This is a genomic window from Bacillus sp. FSL K6-1145, assembly GCF_038003425.1.
Classification (GTDB): domain Bacteria; phylum Bacillota; class Bacilli; order Bacillales; family Bacillaceae; genus Bacillus; species Bacillus pumilus.
On record NZ_JBBOPC010000001.1, the window covers coordinates 1369238 to 1386359 of the forward strand.

Here is a 17122-nt window from a genome sequence, read left to right on the forward strand (position 1 = left end):
GTGAAGTGTGATGGAAAGACGTCAGCCAATTCCAGTACAAGAAGCCATTCAAAAAGTCCATCAATATGAAAAGCATGGAGAAGCAGAATGGGTGCCTTTAAGAAATAGCCTTGAAAGGTTCATTGCAGAAGATATTTTGGCAGATCATGATGTGCCTGCATTTGATCGGTCCCCGTATGATGGTTTTGCACTTCGGGCAGAAGATACAAAAGAAGCGTCAAGCGAGCATCCGGTTGAATTTGAGGTCATTGATCATATTGGGGCAGGAGTGGTCTCAGCAAAAACCATCGGTCCCTTTCAAGCCATTCGTATCATGACAGGAGCAAAAATCCCGAATGGAGCAAATGTCGTCATCATGCTTGAGCTGACTAAAACCTTTGAAAAAGATGGGAAATCATACATGTCACTTAAAAGACCGCTGAAAAAAGGGGACAATATTTCTCGTCAAGGAGAAGAGGTACTTGAAGGGAATGTGATGCTCAAAAAAGGAACCAAAGTAACTCCGGGCGTTACGGCCTTATTGGCGACATTCGGATATGCGGTAGTTCCAGTTGTCAAAAAGCCAGTGATCGGCATCATCTCAACAGGTACAGAGCTTCTTCAAGTGAGTGATGCGATGGTGGACGGGAAGATTAGAAACAGTAACCTTAGCATGGTTTATGCCCAGATCCTTAAGGTTGGGGGAGAGCCGCTTGATTTAGGCGGTGTGTCCGATGATTTTGACAAAAGCTATCATGCAGTCAAAGCAGCCTTAAGCAAGGTAGACTTCTTAATTACAACAGGCGGAGTTTCAGTAGGTGATTTTGACTTTCTCCCCGCAATTTATGAAAAGCTGGGAGCTCAGGTGCTATTTAATAAAGTGGCCATGAGACCCGGCAGTGTAACGACGGTTGCTGCAATGCCAAATGGTCAACTGCTGTTTGGCCTGTCAGGAAATCCTGCTGCCTGTTTTGTTGGCTTTGAATTATTTGTGAAACCGATGGTCTATAAATGGTCTTTCAAGAAACAGCCGTTACCCGATTTTGCTGAGGCGAAGCTGACACACGATTTCCCAAAAGCCAATCCGTTTACTCGATTTGTCAGAGCGGCACTTGAGTTCACGGGCAGTCAGCTCAGTGTGACCCCAACAGGTCTCGATAAATCAAGTGCCGTGACCTCAATAGCAGAGGCGAACTGTTTCATCGTGCTGCCAGGTGGAACAAGAGGTTTTAAGGCTGGTGATCAGGTGCATGTTCTGCTGTTTCAGCACGAAGGCGAGGGTTCCCCATGCTGGATGACACATTAAGTATATTACAGGTGGTCGGTTATCAAAACAGCGGAAAGACGTCGTTGATTGAAAAGCTCTGTCAGCTGGCTGTACTTGATGAGCTGAAGCTAGGCTGTTTTAAACACCATGGACATGGCGGTAAACCAGATCGTCTTTTGAAAGAAAAAGACACCGATCGATATGTCGGGGCAGGTGCATTTGCCGCTGGCGTAGAAGGAGAGGGTGAATTTCACTTTTCAATGCAGCACATCACGTTAAAGCAATTGCTCAACATGTGTCAGTATCTTCCATTAGACGCGGTCTTGATAGAAGGGTATAAACAGGCACCATACCGCAAAATCGTTTGTGTGAAGAATGAAGAGGAGCTCATTGATCTTTCAACACTTTCCAATATACAAGCAGCTATTTATTTTTCTCAAGAGTTTCAGTTAGCCAAAAATTACTCTTTTCCAGTGTTTTCAGCCTTTGAAAAGGATGCGAATACATTTTGTTATAACTTATTGAAGGGAGGTGGCTCTATTTGAGTGAACTTTTTAAAATAACAAAAGTGCCGATTGATGTGAATGAATTGATTCAGCATGTGACAAGGCGGAAGGCAGGGGCCATTACGACGTTTATCGGGACGGTCAGAGAGTGGACAAACGGTAAGAAAACGCTGCGCTTAACTTACGAAGCTTACATACCAATGGCTGAAAGTATGCTAAGTCAAATTGGACAAGAAATCAAAAATCGGTGGCCTGATACTGAAGCTGCCATTGTGCACAGGGTCGGGACACTTGATATAACGGATATTGCTGTTGCGATAGCCGTTTCATCTCCTCATAGGAAGGCTGCATACGAAGCGAACGAATATGCCATTGAGCGAATTAAGGAAATCGTTCCGATTTGGAAAAAAGAATATTGGGAAGACGGGGAAGCCTGGATAGGTGATCAGCTTGAAACAGTTTCATATCCAGAGGGGAAACCTAGCGAGCTTCAACTTGCAAAGAAAGAAGGTGATCAGCTTGATTAGTGTATTATTGTTCGCCGGCCTTGCTGAGAAGGCCGGTAAACAACAAATCATCATTCAAAAAGATCAAACAACTGTTGATGAGATTAAATTAGAATTACAGGAGGTATATGGTGTTGATGCTGCACAAAATGTGATGGTTGCAGTCAACGAACGATATACGAGGGGAAACGCTGAAGTGCGTAGCGGGGACACTGTTGCATTCATTCCTCCTGTAAGCGGTGGATAATAGATATTAGAGGATTTGGTTATGGCCAGCGGCTGTAACCAATTTTTTATGTGTGAAAAGATTGTAGAGGTATTTGGGTGTGATCTTCGTAAATAAAACATCCCCTTCGTGCTTTAGAAATGTGAGGATCGAGCTGCTGAATCAGATCATACAATTCACTAATTCGTCTCACGTTGAAATCTGTCTGGGCTTGAAGCTGTTCTTTTAATTCTTTTGTGCTCACAATGCTTCCCTTTTTCTCTTTAATAATATCTACACATCTAGCAGCGTAGTATATTTTGTCATTAGAGGGTCTGCTTTCTTTCATATCAAGTAATTTGAGCTCATGATAAATCAGTTCTCTTTCCTTTCGAAAGTATTGCCATGCTTCTTGTTCCTTTTCATAAAGTAAAATCAATTGCGTTTTCAATTTTTCTCTTAACATTCACTTGACTCCATTTCCACTATCATTTAACCTACCTCTATTTTACATTATATGAAAAAATAACTTTTGATCAAGTAAAATCATGATATTTTTAATTTTTTAATATGAAAGTATTGTTACTAAAGGCTCATTTGTTCTATAAAAGAAACCAATCATAGTCCTATAAAGCCGGGATTTGTTGAAATTACTAGGATTATTTTAACAAAAAATTGTTGTGTCTCACAAAAACCAACCGAATTCAAAGGAAAAGGATATTTATTCCGAAAGACATGGGTTTTTTTGATAAAATGTTTTTAGGTCAGAAAAACCTTTATTTCTTGATATGAATATGATCTAGTCATGGTGTCATTTGGAGGATTTCATTCATGATAATAGATAATTTTTCCCTCAATGAAAATAAGAAAATCAAATCACCCATCACTTATTGGCAATCTTTTGATAAAATAGAAAGAATAAGAGAGAGCATGTGCGTTTGCATACTTGCATGACATAGAGAGGATGACATTTGATGAAAGAAAATATGCAAAAGCCTACGATCATTGGAGTGAGCACAAGGCCTTCGGAGCACCTGAAAAGAGTATGGGAAAATCCGGTGGTTTGGTGGCCTTTATCCTGCGTACTTTTTTTAACAGTGATTGTGACTTATTTGTCAGAGCTGGTGAATGAAGGAATGTGGGCAGATTTAAGCTTGCCGGTATCGGTCGTTTATGTGGTGACGCTAATTGGTCTACTTCTCGGGCTTGTGGTTAATGCTGCAATATATAAGTTCATCGTTTTTTTAGCAAAGGGTGATGCATCGTTTCAGCAGCTGTTTTCAGCGGTCCTGTTTATTACACCAGTTACGATCGTTGGTACGATTATTTCTCATCTGTCCATCATTCTGTTCCATGTGCCAAAAAACATCACAATCACCTCATTAAATGCACTCATTCAAACGTCTGGTCCATGGCATGCTGTGCTTGCCAATATTGATCTATTTGTGATCTGGAACCTTGTTTTAACAGGCTTTTTATTGATGAAAGTAGGCCATATATCGCCAAGAATCGCTTGGACCATTATAGGAGTCTTTTATCTCTTATCTATCATTTTTCAATATGTAGGAACTGCAATCACCATATCAGTAAGCTGGGGGTAGAATGTCTTTATGAGAAAGAAAATCATCATCGGATCCATTTTTATTATTGTTATCGGTCTATTTATTGGCTTTAACATTGCGAAAAATCAATCAAAGCCTGCTTCGACAGCAGCTATTAAAACAGTAAAACCTACGCAAAAAGAAATCACCACTACGGTCATGACGCCAGGGACACTTTCATTCTCTGAAGAGCAGTTCATTTATGCAGAAGAGGAAAAGGGACATTTGAAGGGGATTTCTGTGAAAGAAGGAGAAAAGGTAAAGCCTGGAACGCCGCTTCTTACATATGAAAATAGAGAGCTGGAACTTGAAGAAGAGCAGCAAGCTCTTGCGGCTGAATCCAGTACGTTAAAACGCGAACAATTACAAAATAGATTGAGCGAATTAGATAAAAAACAAGGAGGCGACTCCGCTGCCAATCCTAAAACCGAGCGAGACCAGCTTGAACTAGAGCTGAAAGCGGCTGAATTAGAACAAAAACAAGCAGAGATCAGCCAAGAAAAAGTAAAAGCACAAATAGAAGATTTAATCGTACATAGTAAAATTGCCGGTACAGTCATTTCCATTGAGCAAGAAGAAGGGGCAGGAAAGCCAGAAGAGAGACAGGCGATCATTCATATTGGCAATGAGAAAAAAATGATTGTAAGAGGATTGATTTCTGAATATGACGCCATAAAAGTGAAAAAGAAACAAAAAGTAAAGATAACGTCTGATGTTATTCGCGGAAAGAGCTGGCAAGGGGTCGTGAAAAAAGTGGGGGTTGTACCTGCTCAGGCAGCATCCGAAACAACTGCAGGTGATCAAACGGTGCAATATCCAGTTGAAATCGAAATAAAAGGAAAAAAACCTGAAGCAAAACCTGGTTTTAAAATGATCATGGAAATTGAAACAGATAAGCGTCAAGCCCTAACGATTCCTGAATCAGCTGTAAAAAAAGAGGATGATGGACAATACGTTTATGTTGTCAAAAAGAATGTACTTAAAAAAGTAAAAGTAGAGCTAGGGGAAACGTCAGGTCATGATCTTGAAGTGACAAAAGGTGTCATAGCAGAGGATCAAATCATTTCTCATCCATCAGATGACATGTATGACGGAATGGAAGTGAATGCTGAATGATTCAGCTTTCAAACGTGACAAAAAGCTATGAGGTTGCCGAGGAATCATTTGATGTATTAAGTGAGGTCGATCTTGTTATAGAAAAAGGCGAGTATATGTCTATTATGGGCCCGTCCGGCTCTGGAAAATCGACGTTAATGAATATCATTGGCTGTTTAGACCGGCCAACTACAGGACAATATCATTTTCAAGGAAGAGAGCTGTCAGCAGCAAAGGATCAAGACCTCGCAGTGATTCGAAATCAATTCATTGGATTTGTCTTTCAGCAATTTCACCTGCTGCCGAGGTTAAATGCGAGGCGTAATGTTGAGCTTCCGATGATTTACGCTGGTATCAGTCAAAAGGAAAGAAAAGAACGTGCAGAGATGGCACTTGAAAAGGTTGGTTTGACAGACCGAATGAAACATATGCCAAGTGAATTGTCGGGAGGGCAAAAGCAAAGAGTGGCAATAGCCCGTGCAATTGTCAATAAGCCGCAACTTATCTTAGCAGATGAACCGACAGGCGCTCTTGACTCAAAAACAAGCTTCTCAATCATGGAACAGTTTACTAAGCTGAATGAGGAAGGGACAACGATTGTACTTGTCACCCATGAAGAAGAAATAGCTGCGTATACAAATCGGACGGTCGTTGTAAGAGATGGACGACTCGTTGAAGATAGATTGACACAAGGGGACGCTATGAATGAAACTCTTTGAAAATATCAAAATAGCGATGAATTCTGTTTTAGCTCATAAATTACGTTCTATTTTAACGATGCTTGGGATTATTATTGGTGTTGGATCAGTCATTGCGGTCGTGGCTATCGGTCAAGGCGGCGAGCAAATGCTAAAAGGGTCGATTTCAGGTCCAAACAATACCGTTGATATGACATATACGCCTTCTGACGAAGAGTTAAATGCAAATCCCAACGCTTTATTCGACGCCACATTTACTGAGGAAGACATAAAAAGCATTAAGACAATCAATGGGGTGAATCAGGTTGCCTCTTCGACTGCGCAAGGAATGCAGCTGAGATTTCAAGATACGACAGTGGATGCGACAGTTAACGGTATAAATGAAGGGTATACAAATGTACATTCATTACAAATAGCAGAAGGGCAGAATTTAAGAGATATTGACTTTAGAAGCGGCAGAAGAGCCGCCCTCATCTCTGAAGGCTTACAAAAAGAATTATTTAATGGACAGAAGGCATTGGGCGAAATGATTTGGATGAACGGACAGCCGGTTGAAGTCATCGGTGTTTTAGCCAAACAAACAGGAATGCTCTCATTCGATATGAATGAAATATATGTCCCATTTGCAATGCTCACCTCCACATTTGGGATCAATGAATACGATAAGTTGTCAATTCAAGTCGCACATGCTGATCAAATGAAGGAAGTAGGAAAGAATGCGGCTGCATTATTAAATGAGAATCATCATACAGAAGATGCTTATGAAATGATCAACATGGAAGAAATTGCAGAGGGCATCGGTCAAATCACGTCTGTTATGACAACAATCATTGGGTCAATAGCTGGAATTTCTTTACTTGTCGGCGGTATCGGTGTGATGAATATCATGCTTGTTTCTGTGACAGAGAGGACAAGGGAAATCGGTATTCGAAAAGCGATTGGAGCAACGAGGGCTCAAATACTCGTTCAATTTTTAATTGAGTCTGTCGTCTTAACCTTGATCGGCGGGTTGATGGGGATTGCACTAGGTATAGGCGGTGCCTCGTTAGTATCACTCATTGCCGGCTGGCCGTCCTTAGTATCTTGGCAAATCATTTGTGTAGGTGTGCTGTTTAGTATGCTTATTGGGATTGTTTTTGGGTTAATTCCTGCGAATAAAGCAGCAAGACTAGATCCGATTGATTCTCTTAGATATGAATAATTCTGAGAAGAACAAAGACATACAAACAGTGTGAATTCCGCTGTAATCAAACATCAAAAGCTTTTATGCACATCGCATAAAAGCTTTTTTTAGTTCTATTGAATGAAATGAAAAATGATAGAAATGCTAAGATCATGACTTTCATCTTAATGTCACATATTTTTCAGTTTACAAATGGTACATATAAAGGTAAGATGACCATGGTGAAAGATTTTGATAGTTATTGAATGTATTTGATTGTTTTGTATTGATAATGTTGAAAAAAGCGATTACAATAAAGGTGCGCGCAAAATGAATACGTTTTCAAAAGGGGGTGTTTTCATGTTAACACCGGAAAGACATCAACTCATTATCGACTGTTTAGAAGAAAATGATGTCATCAAAATACAGGACTTAACGATTATGACGGATGCGTCTGAATCTACTATTAGAAGAGATTTATCAGCCCTTGAAGAAAAAGGATTTCTTAAAAGAGTTCATGGGGGAGCAGCCAAGATATCAAGTATCCGTCTTGAACCAGATGTATTTGAGAAATCTGCCAAAAACCTTCAAGAAAAGTCATTGGTTGCAGAGGCAGCTGCTTCACTTTTAAAACAAGGCGATTGTATTTATTTAGACGCTGGTACGACCACACAGCAAATGATTGAATATATCGATCCAGATCAAGATATTGTTGTTGTGACAAATGGTGTTATGCACATTGAAGCACTCATGAGAAAAGGCATTTCTTTTTACCTGATAGGCGGATCAGTGAAACATCGAACAGGAGCCATGGTCGGAGCCGCAGCCTTAACGGCGATGGATAATTACCGTTTTGACAAAAGCTTTGTTGGGACGAACGGCATTCATCCCGAGGCGGGGTTTACAACACCTGATCCAGAAGAAGCGCTCATGAAAAAAAGGGCCATGAAGCAGGCGAAAAAAACCTATATCTTAACAGATGCCTCTAAATTTGGCGAAATATCGTTTTCAACCTTTGCTAGTTTACAGGAAGCCACCATTATCACAAACGACGCAAAAGAGGATTCATTCGATAATTACCATGAAAAAACGGTTATAAAGGTAGTGAAAACATGATTTATACAGTTACTTTAAACCCATCAGTTGATTACATCGTACACGTGGAGGATTTCGCAGTCGGCGGTTTGAATCGTTCAACCTATGACAAAAAATATCCGGGCGGAAAAGGGATCAATGTCTCAAGGCTTTTAAAACGTCACGGTGTTGAATCAAAAGCACTTGGATTCATTGGTGGATTTACAGGCAAATATATTCAAGACTTTTTACAAAACGAACAATTACAAACAGCCTTTCATGAGGTGTCAGAAGATACACGAATTAATGTGAAACTAAAAACAGGTGAAGAAACCGAAATCAACGGACTCGGCCCATCCATTATTGAAGCACAATTTGAGTCGTTTTTGTCTCAATTTACTTCATTGATTGAAGGAGATGTCGTTGTGTTAGCTGGCAGTATTCCTTCTTCATTGCCTCATAACACATATGAACGTATTGCTGAGGTGTGCGAAAAGCAAGGCGTTAGAGTGGTCCTTGATATTTCCGGGGAAGCCCTAAAAAAAGCAGCAGGCTTGAAACCGTTCTTAATGAAACCAAATCATCATGAACTAGGTGAAATGTTTGAGACGAGCATATCTACTGCGGAAGAAGCCATTCCTTATGGAAAGAAGCTGTTAGAACAAGGTGCTGAACATGTCATCGTATCCATGGCTGGAGATGGCGCTCTCTTATTCAGTAAGGAAGGGATTTATCAGTCAAATGTTCCAAAGGGTACGCTTGTTAATTCGGTTGGTGCAGGGGATTCAGTCGTTGCAGGATTTTTAGCCGGCGTTTCGAAAGGCCTTTCGATTGAAGAATCATTTAAGCTTGGCGTCACATCAGGCAGTGCTACAGCATTTTCTGAAGAGCTTGGGACAAAAGAGCTTGTTGACACACTATTACCACAAGTAAAAGTCACACGCATTTAAAGGAGGAGTCACCATGAAAATAACAGAACTACTCACAAAGCAGACCATTAAGCTTCAATTAGACAGCCAGCAGAAAGAAGCAGTCATTGAAGAATTAGTCACTGTTTTAGATACAGCAGGCAAGTTAAATGATAAAGAGGGCTACAAAGAAGCAGTGATTAACCGTGAAAAACAGAGCTCTACTGGTATTGGTGAAGGAATTGCTATCCCTCACGCTAAAACAGCAAGTGTCAAAGAGCCTGCCATTGCATTTGGCCGCTCGGTAGCTGGTGTAGATTATGAATCACTGGATGCGCAGCCGAGTCATCTTGTCTTTATGATTGCAGCAACTGAAGGCGCAAACAACACGCACTTAGAAGCACTTTCTCGTTTATCAACACTTCTGATGCGTGAAGAAATCAGAAAGCAGCTTCTTGAAGCGGCTACTGAAGATGAAATCATCGATATCATCAATACGCATGATAAGGACGACGATGAAGAAGAAGAGGAAGTTCAAGAGGAGCCGGCTGCATCAGGTAAACCAGCTAAGATTTTAGCAGTAACAGCTTGCCCAACAGGTATTGCACATACATTTATGGCAGCAGATGCTTTGAAAGAAAAAGCGAAAGAAATGGGCGTTGACATTAAAGTTGAAACAAACGGCTCTGGCGGTATTAAACACGCTCTTACCGCAAAAGAAATCGAAGAAGCACCAGCCATCATTGTGGCAGCGGACAAGCAAGTTGAAATGGAACGCTTTAAAGGCAAACATGTCATTGAAGTACCTGTGACAGCAGGAATCCGTCGTCCGCAGGAATTGATTGAAAAAGCAGTCAATCAAGATGCGCCGATCTATAAAGGCTCTGGCAGCAGTTCTTCAAAAGACGAACATGAGTCATCTGGCAAAGGGAGAAGTGGTTTTTACAAGCACTTAATGAGCGGTGTAAGCAACATGCTTCCATTTGTTGTCGGAGGCGGTATCCTTGTTGCAATTTCATTCTTCTGGGGTATTAAATCGGCTGACCCTAATGACCCTTCATTTAATTCATTTGCAGCTGTTTTAAAAGGAATTGGTGGAGATAATGCACTTGCCTTAATCGTGGCTGTATTAGCCGGATTTATTGCGATGAGTATTGCAGATCGTCCAGGTTTTGCGCCAGGTATGGTCGGTGGATTTATGGCATCGGCAGCAGGTGCTGGATTCTTAGGCGGACTCATTGCCGGTTTCCTTGCTGGTTATGTCGTTGTGTTACTTAAAAAAGTATTCACATTCGTACCGCAGTCACTCGACGGAATTAAACCGGTTCTGCTCTATCCATTGTTCGGTATTTTCTTCACAGGTATCATTATGCATTACGTTGTGAACACACCAGTAAAAATGGTGATGGACGGATTAACTCATTGGCTTGAAACTTTAGGTACTGGAAACCTTGTCTTAATGGGCATTATTTTGGCAGGTATGATGGCGATTGATATGGGTGGGCCAATTAACAAAGCGGCTTACACATTTGGTCTTGCGATGATTGCTGCTGGAAACTATGCACCACACGCTGCCATTATGGCAGGCGGAATGGTACCACCATTAGGTATTGCACTTGCTACAACAATTTTTAGAAATAAATTCTCAAAACGTGACCGAGAAGCAGGGATTACATGCTACTTCATGGGAGCTGCCTTCATCACTGAAGGGGCGATCCCGTTTGCAGCGGCTGATCCTCTACGCGTGATTCCTTCAGCTGTCATTGGAGCAGCTGTGGCTGGCGGATTAACGGAATTCTTTAGAGTCACGCTTCCTGCACCGCACGGCGGACTATTCGTTTTCTGGGTAACAAATCATCCGATACTTTATATCATCAGCATCTTAATCGGTGCCGTTGTAACAGCGATTTTACTTGGTATTTTGAAAAAACCAGTGAAACTAGAAGCGTAAAGTAGAAGAGAAGCATCGTGAACAGCGGTGCTTCTTTTGTTTAATTATGAACAAATTAGGAAAAAATATCTAATTGAATGGTTGTCTTGTGAATTTTTAAATGACATGTGATAAAGTAAAGTTATTCAATTCACGTTTCAAGTCTTTTAGCAGAAAGTCTTAGGAGGAAGCAGTATTTTGAACGAAGAAAACAAACAAAACGAAAATGATATTCAATCTGATGCAAAGCAAGCCAAAACAGAGAAGAAAAGTTCACTGTTTGAATGGATCAAAGCCATTTTAATTGCACTTGCGCTCGTCTTGCTCATCCGTACGTTTATATTTGAGCCGTATGTGGTGGAAGGAGAGTCGATGGAACCGACCCTTCATGATGGAGAAAAGCTGTTTGTCAACAAAACCATTAACTATCTAGGTGGTGTCAAACGAGGTGACATCGTGATTATTAATGGAAAAGATGGCCAGAAAATTCATTATGTAAAACGATTGATCGGTCTTCCGGGAGACACGATTGAAATGAAGGATGATACGCTTTACATTAATGGTAAAAAAGTAGATGAGCCTTATTTAAAAGAGAACAAGGCACATGCGAAAGAGTATGAAGTGCATTTGACAGGGGATTTTGGTCCAGTGAAAGTACCGAAAAACGATTACTTTGTGATGGGGGACAACAGACTCAACTCCATGGACAGCAGAAATGGACTTGGACTCATTCAAAAGGATCGGGTTGTCGGGACATCAGAATTTGTTTTCTTCCCATTTGGCGACATTCGGCAAACAAAATAAAAGCACCCTTCTCAGGTGCGTGAGAAAAGTGCTTGAACGGGCGACCCTTAAAAGAAGGGTCGTTTTTAATTTGGCGTGAGCACTGTAACAATGAGCACAATGGCCAACACAGAAGCGAAGACAGACCCAGTAATGGCTAAAACGGACCGAAACAATCCGATCTTATGATTTTCTTTCCCTCGCTTTTGTAAAAAGCGTTTCGAAAAGATGTGTACCAGTGTGTAAATAAGCACAAGCCCAATATAAAGGCCAAAATCCCTCGCATTAAAGCCTGTTGCAGATAAATAAATACCCATAAAGAAAATCAATAAACAGTATTCCATCAGTGTAAGTAATCTCAAATCGCACGAACTCCTTCAATAAATCATTCCCACTTATTATACCATATTGGACAATTTGCCTTCGTTCTTAGTGAGAGACGTTTCTATCAAACGTTATTCATGTTATACTTCATAATGATGAATGAGTGATGGAGGATTAATAAATGATTGCAGTAAATAATGTTAGTTTGCGTTTTGCTGATCGTAAACTATTTGAAGAAGTAAATATTAAATTCACTCCTGGCAACTGCTACGGTTTAATTGGTGCCAATGGAGCTGGTAAATCAACGTTTCTAAAGATTCTTTCAGGTGAAATTGAGGCTCAGACGGGCGATGTTCATATGAGCCCTGGTGAGCGTTTAGCGATCTTAAAACAGAACCACTTTGAATACGAAGAATTTGAAGTATTAAAAGTCGTCATGATGGGTCACAAACGTTTATATGATGTGATGCAGGAGAAAGATGCGATCTATATGAAACCTGATTTCTCAGATGAAGACGGGATTCGTGCAGCAGAGCTTGAAGGTGAGTTCGCTGAGTTAAACGGCTGGGAAGCAGAAAGTGAAGCTGCGATCTTACTAAAAGGTCTTGGCATTCCAGAGAGCCTTCAATCGAAGAAAATGTCTGAGCTTGGTGGTTCTGAAAAGGTTAAAGTACTACTAGCCCAAGCTTTATTTGGTAAGCCTGACGTCCTTCTTCTGGATGAGCCAACGAACCACTTGGACTTACAAGCCATCCAGTGGCTGGAAGAGTTCCTTATTAATTTTGAAAACACCGTCATCGTCGTTTCGCATGACCGTCACTTCTTAAATAAAGTGTGTACACATATTGCGGACCTAGACTTCGGAAAAATTCAAGTATATGTCGGAAACTATGATTTCTGGTATGAGTCCAGCCAGCTAGCGCTGAAACTCAGCCAAGATGCAAATAAGAAAAAAGAAGAGCAAATTAAGCAGCTTCAAGAGTTCGTTGCCCGTTTCAGCGCGAATGCTTCTAAATCGAAGCAAGCGACGTCAAGAAAGAAATTGCTTGATAAAATCTCTTTAGACGATATTAAGCCATCTTCACGTAAATATCCGTATGTCCATTTTGCGCCAGAGCGCGAAATCGGGAATGATGTTCTTCAAGTAGAAGGTCTATCGAAAACAATCGACGGTGTGAAAGTACTTGATAACGTCAACTTTATTATGAATCGCGAGGATAAAATTGCGTTCCTAAGCCGTAATGAGCTTGCTGTGTCTACTTTATTTAAAATTCTTGCTGGTGAGATGGAGCCAGACAGCGGGACATATAAATGGGGCGTCACAACATCTCAAGCCTTTTTCCCGAAAGACAATAGTGAATACTTTGAAGGAAACGATGTCGATCTAGTGGATTGGCTTCGCCAGTATTCTCCTAATGATCAAAGCGAAAGCTTCTTACGCGGATTCTTAGGACGTATGCTTTTCTCTGGGGAAGAAGTTAAGAAAAAAGCAAGCGTCTTATCAGGAGGAGAAAAGGTTCGTTGTATGTTATCGAAAATGATGCTGTCAGGAGCGAATGTACTGCTTCTAGATGAGCCGACGAACCACTTAGACCTAGAGTCCATTACGGCGCTGAATAACGGTTTAATGAGCTTTAAAGGAGCTATGCTCTTCTCATCTCATGACCATCAGTTTGTTGAAACAGTGGCAAACCGTATTATCGAAGTGACGCCAAATGGCATCGTCGATAAACAAACAACATATGATGAGTTCTTATCAGATCAAGAGATTCAAAAGAGGCTCGTTGAGCTTTATGCGTAAATAAGAAAAGACATCCACAAGTGGATGTCTTTTTTGGTTAAATCGCCCAGTTTCCATTACGGAAGATCGGTTCACGTTTTCCGTCTTTTGTAATACCGTCAATATTCATTTCCTTTGAACCAATCATGAAATCGACGTGTGTGATACTGTTGTTTACACCAGCTGCATCCAATTCTTCACGATTCATCTCTTTTCCGCCTTCGATATTGAACGCATATCCGCTGCCGATGGCAAGGTGGTTTGATGCGTTCTCATCATAAAGGGTATTGTAATAGAGAATGTTCGAGTTTGAGATTGGTGAATCATCTGGTACGAGAGCAACCTCACCTAGATAATGAGAGCCTTCATCTGTTTCAACGAGCGAAGTTAAAATGTCTTCGCCTTCCTTCGCTTTCACATCGACAATTCGGCCATTTTCAAATGTTAAAGTAAACTCATCAATGATATTTCCTGCATAGCTGAGCGGTTTTGTGCTTGAGACAGTCCCATTTACACCATCTTTTTTAGGTACGGTAAAGACTTCTTCTGTTGGCATGTTGGCCATGAAAGAGACGCCGCGCTCACTCACGCTGCCGGCACCTACCCAAATGTGCTGCTCAGGGAGCTCAATCGTTAAATCAGTGCCAGGAGCATCATAATGAAGCTTGTGGTAGTGGCGCTCATTTAGGATTTTGACCTTTTCATTTAGCAACTCATCGTGCTTTTTCCAAGCCTCCACAGGATCTGCTTGATCAGCGCGAGCGACTTTAAAGATTTGATCCCATAATAAAGCGACAGCTTCTTCATCTGTCTCGTCAGGGAAAATCTTTTTCGCCCAATCTTTTGATGCAGCGCCTACGACCGTCCAAGCCACTTTGTCTGATTGAACGTATTGGCGATATGTATGAAGGGCGGATCCAGCGGCTTTTTGCTGTGCAGCGATTTTTTTCGAATCAATGCCTCGCAGAAGGTCAGGGCTTTCTGACAAGATCGTGATAAAAGCGCCGCCGCGTTTTGCGATGGTTTCCATCATCTGTGCTTCCCATTCTGGGAATTGCTCAAACACATCCTGCGGTGCATGTTCATACTTTAAACGAGCAAGAACACCATCACTCCAGCGGATATGTACGTTTTTCGCCCCGTGCTCATACGCATGTTTTGCGACAAGACGAACAAGGTCTGCAGATTCAGTAGATGCAGATACGACGACTTCTTGTTCTTTTTGAACATTCACACCGACTTCAACGATGGTCTTCGCATATTGATCTAATTGTTTTTCAAATGTACTCATAAAAACCCTCCTTTAGTCATGTTCATCATATCAGATTTAAGACCGAAAAGGAAAATGGGGAGCACGCGAAAGGCCAAAATAAAAAAGCCGCTTTCATGCGGCTTTTTTAGCGGTTCAGTTGTTTCACAGGCTGTGCATTAGAAGGGGGCATATGTGAAAACGACAGGCTCATTCCTCCTAATATAATACCCGTTAAAATGACTGTGACAACGACCCGTTTACCTAAATCAAGCAACATGTTCTTCCTCCTTCACGTTTATCCATTCCTCACGATATGATCGAAATGATAAAAAAAGAAGTAGAACAAGAAGATTATTTTAATGTTTTTTGCAATTTATGAATGACTTCTAGTGAACGGCCTGTTCCGATTGCGACAGATTCAAGTGGATTTGCTGCAATATGAACTGGAACGACAATCTCCTGTGAGAGCCATTCTTGAATCCCGTTTAACAAAGCGCCACCGCCGGTTAAGATCACGCCGCGGTCTACGATGTCACCACTAAGCTCTGGAGGGCTGTCCTCTAGTGTGGCACGAATCGCCTCTAAAATATGAAGAAGTGACTCTCGCATGGCACCTTGAATTTCATGAGATTCAAGTGTGATCGTTTTTGGAAGACCTGTCACCAGATCACGTCCACGTACTTCTAATGATTCAGGCTCATGCTCAATGAGACAATAACCAATTTCCATTTTAACTTGCTCAGCTGTCCGCTCGCCGATTAATAGGTTATATTTCTTTCGGACAAACGTAATGATATCTTCATCCAGCTGATCTCCGCCAATTCGAATGGAATGACAAGAGACAACGCCGCCAAACGAAATGATGGCAACTTCCGTTGTTCCTCCGCCAATATCAACTACGACGTTTGCAACAGGCTCATCTACTGGGAGATCAGCGCCGATTGCGGCTGCAACAGGTTCTTCTATTAAATGCACGTGCTTTGCTCCGCAGTTTTTCACAGCATCACTGATGGCACGACGCTCAACAGCTGTTGAACCAGAAGGTGTACATACGACGACCGTTGGTTTTCTGAAGGTAAACCCGATATTTTTTCCTGCTTTTTTCATGATTTGTTTGAGTAAATCTGTTGTCATATCATAATCAGCGATGACACCGTCTTTCATCGGACGGATCGCCACAATTTTCCCAGGTGTTTTCCCAATCATTTCTTTTGCTTCTGTTCCGACGGCAAGTACAGTTTTTGTTTCTGTATCGACTGCCACGACGGACGGTTCATTTAAAATAATTCCCTTATTTTTACTATAAACCAATATGTTAGCTGTTCCTAAATCAATTCCAATTTCGGCATTTTGAAACATGTTTTCACCCAATCTCTATTTTTGCTGTTTTAAACAATTTTACATTTAAAAGTTCAGAGGGTTGAGGTCATTTGTGGGGGTTTGTGATGACCTTGAAATGAACTTGTAAAATTCAAGTATCATTTTGACAATCACAATAAATTTTCCCTTTGTTTTTTCTTTTATGAAAAAAATTTTTATAGAGGAGAAACCTTTTGAGAATCTCTTACGTCTACGATATATCAATTGGTGAAAAACAGATTGATCTTGAGCTAATGAAAGAAAGAGGGAACGAAATTGAAATCTATCGGAGTCGTAAGAAAAGTAGACGAACTAGGGCGTATTGTGATGCCAATCGAATTAAGAAGAGCACTTGATATTGCCATTAAAGACAGTATGGAATTTTTTATAGATGGGGAGAAAATCGTCTTGAAAAAATACAAGCCAGAGGGTGTTTGCCTCATGACTGGTGAGATTACATCAGAGAACCATGATTATGGAAATGGTCAAATTACATTAAGCGCTGAAGGCGCAGAACTACTCTTAAAAGAGCTGCAAGAAGCTCTTCAGCAGTAATGAAAAAAGCCTGCTCTCTTCCTTTGTGCGGAGAACAGGCTTTTTTTCTGAAAAAGTTCCTTAAAAATGCCCCATCTCCCTCAAAAAATAAGTGGAAAATGGTACAATTGACAAAGAATCTCAGGGCGGCAGGTGGAA

Annotated in this window: 19 protein-coding genes; 14 read left to right on the forward strand and 5 right to left on the reverse strand. The window is 41.1% G+C overall.

The window, feature by feature from the left end; genetic code table 11:
* The first annotated feature begins 7 nt into the window (after positions 1-7).
* From MHH41_RS06810 to moaD, 4 genes are read left to right on the forward strand one after another with little or no spacing between them, the layout of a single operon-like run.
* Positions 8-1285, forward strand: coding sequence for a molybdopterin molybdotransferase MoeA (locus MHH41_RS06810; protein WP_050945134.1), 1278 nt, complete (start codon positions 8-10; stop codon positions 1283-1285).
* Positions 1267-1791, forward strand: a complete 525-nt coding sequence (gene mobB / locus MHH41_RS06815; protein WP_003211651.1) for a molybdopterin-guanine dinucleotide biosynthesis protein B — start codon at positions 1267-1269, stop codon at positions 1789-1791. Before MHH41_RS06810 ends, mobB begins: the two co-directional genes overlap by 19 nt.
* Positions 1788-2279 carry a molybdenum cofactor biosynthesis protein MoaE gene (locus tag MHH41_RS06820; protein WP_050945133.1) on the forward strand — a complete coding sequence of 164 codons (492 nt, stop codon included), beginning with the start codon at positions 1788-1790 and terminating at the stop codon, positions 2277-2279. Before mobB ends, MHH41_RS06820 begins: the two co-directional genes overlap by 4 nt.
* The gene (gene moaD, locus MHH41_RS06825) at positions 2272-2505 is read left to right on the forward strand and encodes a molybdopterin converting factor subunit 1 (RefSeq protein WP_044142043.1); all 234 of its coding nucleotides are present in this window, start codon (positions 2272-2274) and stop codon (positions 2503-2505) included. The genes MHH41_RS06820 and moaD overlap by 8 nt, the downstream gene beginning before the upstream one ends.
* Positions 2506-2551: 46 nt before the next feature.
* On the opposite strand, the gene MHH41_RS06830 is transcribed toward moaD, so the two are convergent.
* Positions 2552-2929, reverse strand: a complete 378-nt coding sequence (locus MHH41_RS06830; RefSeq protein ID WP_003211488.1) for a Rok-like winged helix domain-containing protein — start codon at positions 2927-2929, stop codon at positions 2552-2554.
* 508 nt (positions 2930-3437) lie between these two features.
* Here MHH41_RS06830 and MHH41_RS06835 point away from each other — a divergent pair.
* The 8 genes from MHH41_RS06835 (at position 3438) to lepB (ending at position 11735) form a co-directional block, all read left to right on the forward strand.
* Complete coding sequence (locus tag MHH41_RS06835; RefSeq protein WP_003211611.1) at positions 3438-4064, forward strand: YIP1 family protein; 627 nt, start codon at positions 3438-3440, stop codon at positions 4062-4064.
* A 9-nt stretch (positions 4065-4073) separates the two neighbouring features.
* Entirely contained in the window at positions 4074-5180 is a 1107-nt protein-coding gene (locus tag MHH41_RS06840) for an efflux RND transporter periplasmic adaptor subunit (RefSeq protein ID WP_050945132.1), read from the forward strand.
* On the forward strand, positions 5177-5878 hold the full coding sequence (locus MHH41_RS06845) for an ABC transporter ATP-binding protein (RefSeq protein ID WP_050945131.1): 702 nt from the start codon (positions 5177-5179) through the stop codon (positions 5876-5878). The genes MHH41_RS06840 and MHH41_RS06845 overlap by 4 nt, the downstream gene beginning before the upstream one ends.
* Positions 5865-7058, forward strand: coding sequence for an ABC transporter permease (locus MHH41_RS06850; RefSeq protein ID WP_050945130.1), 1194 nt, complete (start codon positions 5865-5867; stop codon positions 7056-7058). The genes MHH41_RS06845 and MHH41_RS06850 overlap by 14 nt, the downstream gene beginning before the upstream one ends.
* Before the next feature lie 321 nt (positions 7059-7379).
* Positions 7380-8135, forward strand: a complete 756-nt coding sequence (locus MHH41_RS06855) for a DeoR/GlpR family DNA-binding transcription regulator (RefSeq protein WP_137054690.1) — start codon at positions 7380-7382, stop codon at positions 8133-8135.
* Entirely contained in the window at positions 8132-9043 is a 912-nt protein-coding gene (pfkB, locus tag MHH41_RS06860) for a 1-phosphofructokinase (RefSeq protein ID WP_340865989.1), read from the forward strand. The genes MHH41_RS06855 and pfkB overlap by 4 nt, the downstream gene beginning before the upstream one ends.
* 13 nt (positions 9044-9056) lie before the next feature.
* A complete protein-coding gene (locus MHH41_RS06865) occupies positions 9057-10952 on the forward strand; it encodes a PTS fructose transporter subunit IIABC (RefSeq protein WP_321999018.1) in 1896 nt (631 codons plus the stop codon).
* Between the two features lie 210 nt (positions 10953-11162).
* The gene (lepB, locus tag MHH41_RS06870) at positions 11163-11735 is read left to right on the forward strand and encodes a signal peptidase I (RefSeq protein WP_223251366.1); all 573 of its coding nucleotides are present in this window, start codon (positions 11163-11165) and stop codon (positions 11733-11735) included.
* 65 nt (positions 11736-11800) lie between these two features.
* Here the strand turns inward: lepB and MHH41_RS06875 are convergent, their stop codons facing one another.
* Positions 11801-12076 (reverse strand): hypothetical protein, encoded by a 276-nt coding sequence (locus MHH41_RS06875; RefSeq protein WP_034619939.1) that lies wholly within the window; start codon positions 12074-12076, stop codon positions 11801-11803.
* Between the two features lie 143 nt (positions 12077-12219).
* Between MHH41_RS06875 and MHH41_RS06880 the strand changes: the two genes are divergently transcribed.
* A complete protein-coding gene (locus MHH41_RS06880; protein ID WP_340865992.1) occupies positions 12220-13839 on the forward strand; it encodes an ABC-F family ATP-binding cassette domain-containing protein in 1620 nt (539 codons plus the stop codon).
* A gap of 37 nt (positions 13840-13876) precedes the next feature.
* On the opposite strand, the gene MHH41_RS06885 is transcribed toward MHH41_RS06880, so the two are convergent.
* The 3 genes from MHH41_RS06885 to mreBH form a co-directional block, all read right to left on the reverse strand.
* On the reverse strand, positions 13877-15109 hold the full coding sequence (locus tag MHH41_RS06885; RefSeq protein WP_137054688.1) for an aminopeptidase: 1233 nt from the start codon (positions 15107-15109) through the stop codon (positions 13877-13879).
* Between the two features lie 106 nt (positions 15110-15215).
* Entirely contained in the window at positions 15216-15347 is a 132-nt protein-coding gene (locus MHH41_RS06890; RefSeq protein ID WP_003210922.1) for a protein YkpC, read from the reverse strand.
* A 74-nt stretch (positions 15348-15421) separates the two neighbouring features.
* Positions 15422-16429, reverse strand: coding sequence for a rod-share determining protein MreBH (gene mreBH / locus MHH41_RS06895; protein ID WP_003211642.1), 1008 nt, complete (start codon positions 16427-16429; stop codon positions 15422-15424).
* Between the two features lie 276 nt (positions 16430-16705).
* On the opposite strand from mreBH, the gene MHH41_RS06900 reads away from it, so the two are divergent.
* Complete coding sequence (locus MHH41_RS06900) at positions 16706-16984, forward strand: AbrB/MazE/SpoVT family DNA-binding domain-containing protein (protein WP_003211634.1); 279 nt, start codon at positions 16706-16708, stop codon at positions 16982-16984.
* The last annotated feature ends 138 nt before the right edge of the window (positions 16985-17122 follow it).

What these genes read in the sequence shown, in the direction of transcription:
- mobB (WP_003211651.1), top strand. Translation starts at nt 1,267, where the DNA reads ATGCTGGATGACACATTAAGTATATTACAGGTGGTCGGTTATCAAAAC.
- MHH41_RS06830 (WP_003211488.1), bottom strand. Translation starts at nt 2,929, where the DNA reads ATGTTAAGAGAAAAATTGAAAACGCAATTGATTTTACTTTATGAAAAG.
- MHH41_RS06835 (WP_003211611.1), top strand. Translation starts at nt 3,438, where the DNA reads ATGAAAGAAAATATGCAAAAGCCTACGATCATTGGAGTGAGCACAAGG.
- MHH41_RS06840 (WP_050945132.1), top strand. Translation starts at nt 4,074, where the DNA reads ATGAGAAAGAAAATCATCATCGGATCCATTTTTATTATTGTTATCGGT.
- MHH41_RS06845 (WP_050945131.1), top strand. Translation starts at nt 5,177, where the DNA reads ATGATTCAGCTTTCAAACGTGACAAAAAGCTATGAGGTTGCCGAGGAA.
- MHH41_RS06850 (WP_050945130.1), top strand. Translation starts at nt 5,865, where the DNA reads ATGAAACTCTTTGAAAATATCAAAATAGCGATGAATTCTGTTTTAGCT.
- MHH41_RS06855 (WP_137054690.1), top strand. Translation starts at nt 7,380, where the DNA reads ATGTTAACACCGGAAAGACATCAACTCATTATCGACTGTTTAGAAGAA.
- pfkB (WP_340865989.1), top strand. Translation starts at nt 8,132, where the DNA reads ATGATTTATACAGTTACTTTAAACCCATCAGTTGATTACATCGTACAC.
- MHH41_RS06865 (WP_321999018.1), top strand. Translation starts at nt 9,057, where the DNA reads ATGAAAATAACAGAACTACTCACAAAGCAGACCATTAAGCTTCAATTA.
- MHH41_RS06880 (WP_340865992.1), top strand. Translation starts at nt 12,220, where the DNA reads ATGATTGCAGTAAATAATGTTAGTTTGCGTTTTGCTGATCGTAAACTA.
- MHH41_RS06885 (WP_137054688.1), bottom strand. Translation starts at nt 15,109, where the DNA reads ATGAGTACATTTGAAAAACAATTAGATCAATATGCGAAGACCATCGTT.
- MHH41_RS06890 (WP_003210922.1), bottom strand. Translation starts at nt 15,347, where the DNA reads ATGTTGCTTGATTTAGGTAAACGGGTCGTTGTCACAGTCATTTTAACG.
- mreBH (WP_003211642.1), bottom strand. Translation starts at nt 16,429, where the DNA reads ATGTTTCAAAATGCCGAAATTGGAATTGATTTAGGAACAGCTAACATA.